Origin of the sequence: Acidithiobacillus albertensis, assembly GCF_001931655.1 — a bacterium.
GTDB lineage: Bacteria > Pseudomonadota > Gammaproteobacteria > Acidithiobacillales > Acidithiobacillaceae > Acidithiobacillus > Acidithiobacillus thiooxidans.
Genome location: NZ_MOAD01000081.1, coordinates 1 through 3,922 on the forward strand (window position 1 = coordinate 1; position 3,922 = coordinate 3,922).

Sequence of the window (3,922 nt, forward strand, 5' to 3'; positions counted from 1 at the left end):
CCATTTCAGAAAAATGGGGCTTTTTTTAGACCTGTTTACAGAAAAATTGTCTGACTTTTACAAGACATACGCGCCCATAAAATCCTTCACGGAGGTGGTGGGGGGGGCGGCGGCCCGGGTTGCTGGTAATAAGCCCCGGGACCCGCTGGCCCTCCGGGCGGCGGTGGAGGTGGGGGCGGTGCAGGATGCGCATAATATCCGCCAGGGCCTGGAGGCGGTCCAGGGGGATAGGCATAACATCCCGCCAACGCCATCAAGGTGCCGAACAAGGTCGCTACACGTAAAGCTGGTTGCCAGACTTTACGGCGCTTCAGTGACTCCATTTCATGGAACATACGGTTCTCCTGTAGGAAGATCGGTTTTTTATCTTTCCCCGAACAAATGGCTCAGGGGTTACGGTATAAAAAATGTGCATACCTCCTTTCCGCTTTGCGGTCGCGTTTTTCGGACTTGTGTAGCGCTTTCCAATATTGATAAAGCAATAAGCGTTCCAGTACAGCGGAAAGATCTTGCGACAGAAGCGACATACTGAGCCGTGCCCGATTCCAGAAGAGAAGGGATCCGTTTTTATGGTAAGGGCATACAACAGGGACACTATAGCGCCATATTGTCGCTAAAGTACAACAGATCTGATCAAGAAAGGGCCATCTAGTCGCACCATTTCTTGAGCAGACGGCGCAGGCCACTGATTACATGAAAATCTATCCCACGGGAACCTTTGACATAAATTCTGCTGTCTTAGTCTCTGGACTCGACAGGGAGTTTGTCTACTTCTTGTCTATCCCGAGTGGCTTGATCGTAACGGTGTGACTTCAAAAGTCCTGCCATCACTTTCCGGCTGTTTTTTGACTCAACCAACAGGAGTGTTCCGATGATTCAGAAAAAAATATGGCTTACCGCATTGACCCTCGCACTGGCATTACCCCTGGGCGCAGAAGCGTCCGTATATGGCGTCATGAATCAGGTTGGTGTTTCCGGCAATGTACAAGGGGCCACCAATCGGTATGGGAACACCAACGGTGGACTCGGTCTACGGGCCAGCCTTTACAATGGTGGATTGTTCGGCACGGCGAAATACCGCCATGAGTTCGGGGCTACCTACCAGGGTTACACCGGTGGCAATACCAACACCATTGGGCTCAAGCTCGGCTATCTTTTCAACGCCAGCAATATCTTAGCTGTCGGGCCTTATGTCGGCTATGAGTATAACCGCTTTGCGCAGTCCAATGGCTATTATGGTTACCACTCTTCGCTGAGCACCAACGGTCTGGGTGGTGGTCTTTATGCGGCAGCATCTCTGCCAGGCGTCAATTTCACCGGATATGTCGGATACCTTGGCGGTATTTCGGAAACCCAGCATCTCTCTGGATTCGCACCAACCACGTTCAATCGCACTTCAGACCTTCTACAAATGGGGGTGAACGCCTATTATCCCCTAATGGCCAATGTCTCCCTGTACGTCGGATTACATGATGATGATTTTACACAGCGAGGCGCGCCGAATATTCTTCGCGGCGATGTGGGCTTGGGTATGCAGTTTTAAGGCATAATGCGGGCAGGATGGTCTGAAGCATACATCAACCCAGAGACAGCGAACTGTGCTCTGGGTTGATGTCTTCATGAGTCAGTGATTTTACTGAAAAGTAACAAGGCATCTTTTAATTTCTGAAAAAGCCCATGTACCGTAATAGACTATGACTCTCAAGTCATACATATATGAAAAGACCAAACCACAATGAATTTCAGGACTATATCTCGGCGGAAATCAATACCTACTTGAAAAGTCGAGCAAAAGGAGTGCCTATTTGAGCATGAGGTATAAGTAAGGCGTGCTTGTTGATTGCTTGTGTGATCTGGATATTTGCGGGCATTCCGGCCGAGGCTTACGGGAGTTATTTTCGACCTGGGCCGAAAGGAAAGGACGTCACCATTTCGAACGGCGGCCTTTCGATAACTTTGAATATTCCTTGGGACGGAGTGGTGGTTTCGGTGTCGAATCGACACGTAGCCCATGGGCTGAACATTGTCGACACCCATGATCCGGGGCGTGAATTACAGGTGGATCAGTTTTTATTATTATCGGATGGAACGTCATCTGTTCTGCTTTTCATTGGAAATCATCACTGGACAGCTTCAGCGCGGAATGTCTTTTGTAGGATCCTCCCTGCGTCATGGCCACATCCATCAGCATTAGGATCTACAAATTGATACGTGGCCGTATTTCCGGGGTAGTTGTAGCTGTTGACAATATAACCAGGCGCTTGAACAGGGGCATCCCATCCGTAAACGGTTATCCCAATAGCATGCGCTGGGAGATATCGCTGAATAAAGTATCGGGTGATGGTCTGATTCGGATCATTCGGACAATGTTTGAGGCCCTCGTCCCATTCTGTAGCGATGACGGCGTGACCACTGGCTGCCAGATTTCCAAACCGTGTATTCCATAAGTGGATACTGTCGGTTAGATTTCCGCGCACCACATATTGATAGGGATGCACGCTGTAGGCTGAGTTAGGCGGCATTCCATGCGGCACAGTGAAGCCGGAGAAGCCAAAATCCACACCGTCACCCATGAAAAGAAGGACATTTTCTGGAGCTTGCTGACGCAGCCATCTCCCCACCGTGAGCATGCCCTGATCGGGCTCTCTGCCACAGCCATGCGCCCAGGATTTCCAGTCAGGATGCCTGAAGGTACCGTCAGCGCATGCGCGAGTCGTTGAAGGCTCATTAAAGACTTCCAGTATCACCCCCTTATCATGCGTCAACCGCGAATCCAGGAGTTGTTTCCAGGCTTGTTCGGTCCGGATATCTGGCAGCTTCTGGAGTCCTCCATCCTCATAAGGCGTACAACTGTATCGCTCGGTTTGCATACACAAGATAACAATAAGGCCGGCGCTTCGCGCCTGTTCAATCACGTTGCGCACCATGTCAGTGTAGGCAGAAAGCCCATGGGTATATTCGTACTGGAGTGCTCCCTGGCTGAGGTTGAAGCGTACCGTATTGGCGTGCCAGTCCTTTACCATTGCTTGCAAGGACGCGTTATAACCGATACCAGGCATTGCTGTTGCCGTCATGGCGGCCTGCGCTTCCTGAAGATTAGCTGCTGCGAGAGAGGCACGAAAATGGCTACTACATAAAGTGGCAGCATACTGCGTGGGATAGGCCAAGGATGCCGAGGTGAATCCTCGCGGTATAAATAATTGATTGGTTCCAGCCACGACTAACCGTCCGTCCACGACGGCCACTCCTGAAGTCGCAGCAGACGGAGCGGGGGTTTGCGCAGGCGTGGTACTGGCCAGAGCCTGATTGCTCACGCACGCGATACACGCAAGAACTACCGCCGGGAGTGCAGCAGCAAGGGGGATACGCAGCGATTGTTTCATTTGAGTTCAGTTGCCTCCGACATGGGTACATATGCGAGTGTCGTCTCTCGTCCCCGCATTTTTACTAAAGAGTTTTTGTACGTACTGACTGCACCTGTGCGCAGAGCAGTTTTGAAATCCCGATTCAGGTATTCGTCGGGGTTGGATTCTGGCGCATAGGGCGGCAGAAAAGCCAGCTCATTGCGGTCTTTTTTATCTGCCAGCCAAGCCGTTACCACTTTGGCATGATGCACCCGCAGATTATCGACGACCAGATAGATTTTCTGGGGCGCGTCCTGAATCAAGGCGGTGAGAAAAGTGATGAAACGCTCCGCATCAATGCTGCCTTCGACAATCTGGAAAGCGACTTTGCCCTGCGGAGAAATCGCCGAGATCATGGAGAGCGTGGCCCATCGGGCGGGAACCGCCAATACCAGCGTTTGTCCCCGAGGCGCATACCCGCGCACCCAATGGGCATCTTCCTTGACGGCCGTCTCGTCCCCCCAATAAATCACCGCTCCCTCTTGGGCCGCTTGCGCGCGCAGGCGGGGATAATCCTG

Annotated in this window: 4 protein-coding genes; 1 reads left to right on the plus strand and 3 read right to left on the minus strand. The window is 51.7% G+C overall.

Annotated features, from left to right (window positions below; genetic code table 11):
* Positions 1-86: 86 nt before the first annotated feature.
* The gene (locus BLW97_RS18805; protein WP_077218551.1) at positions 87-335 is read right to left on the minus strand and encodes a hypothetical protein; all 249 of its coding nucleotides are present in this window, start codon (positions 333-335) and stop codon (positions 87-89) included.
* 536 nt (positions 336-871) lie between these two features.
* On the opposite strand from BLW97_RS18805, the gene BLW97_RS18085 reads away from it, so the two are divergent.
* The gene (locus BLW97_RS18085; protein ID WP_075324170.1) at positions 872-1,543 is read left to right on the plus strand and encodes a hypothetical protein; all 672 of its coding nucleotides are present in this window, start codon (positions 872-874) and stop codon (positions 1,541-1,543) included.
* A gap of 577 nt (positions 1,544-2,120) precedes the next feature.
* Here the strand turns inward: BLW97_RS18085 and BLW97_RS18090 are convergent.
* Both BLW97_RS18090 and BLW97_RS18095 read right to left on the minus strand, forming a co-directional pair.
* The gene (locus BLW97_RS18090) at positions 2,121-3,383 is read right to left on the minus strand and encodes a cellulase family glycosylhydrolase (RefSeq protein ID WP_242947876.1); all 1,263 of its coding nucleotides are present in this window, start codon (positions 3,381-3,383) and stop codon (positions 2,121-2,123) included.
* Positions 3,380-3,922: IS630 family transposase (locus tag BLW97_RS18095; RefSeq protein ID WP_143214991.1), on the minus strand; the 543-nt coding region annotated here is incomplete at its 5' end. The genes BLW97_RS18090 and BLW97_RS18095, both read right to left, overlap by 4 nt.

Excerpts from the sequence above, each read along its gene's own strand:
- BLW97_RS18805 (WP_077218551.1), bottom strand. The coding sequence starts at position 335 with ATGTTCCATGAAATGGAGTCACTGAAGCGCCGTAAAGTCTGGCAACCA.
- BLW97_RS18085 (WP_075324170.1), top strand. The coding sequence starts at position 872 with ATGATTCAGAAAAAAATATGGCTTACCGCATTGACCCTCGCACTGGCA.
- BLW97_RS18090 (WP_242947876.1), bottom strand. The coding sequence starts at position 3,383 with ATGAAACAATCGCTGCGTATCCCCCTTGCTGCTGCACTCCCGGCGGTA.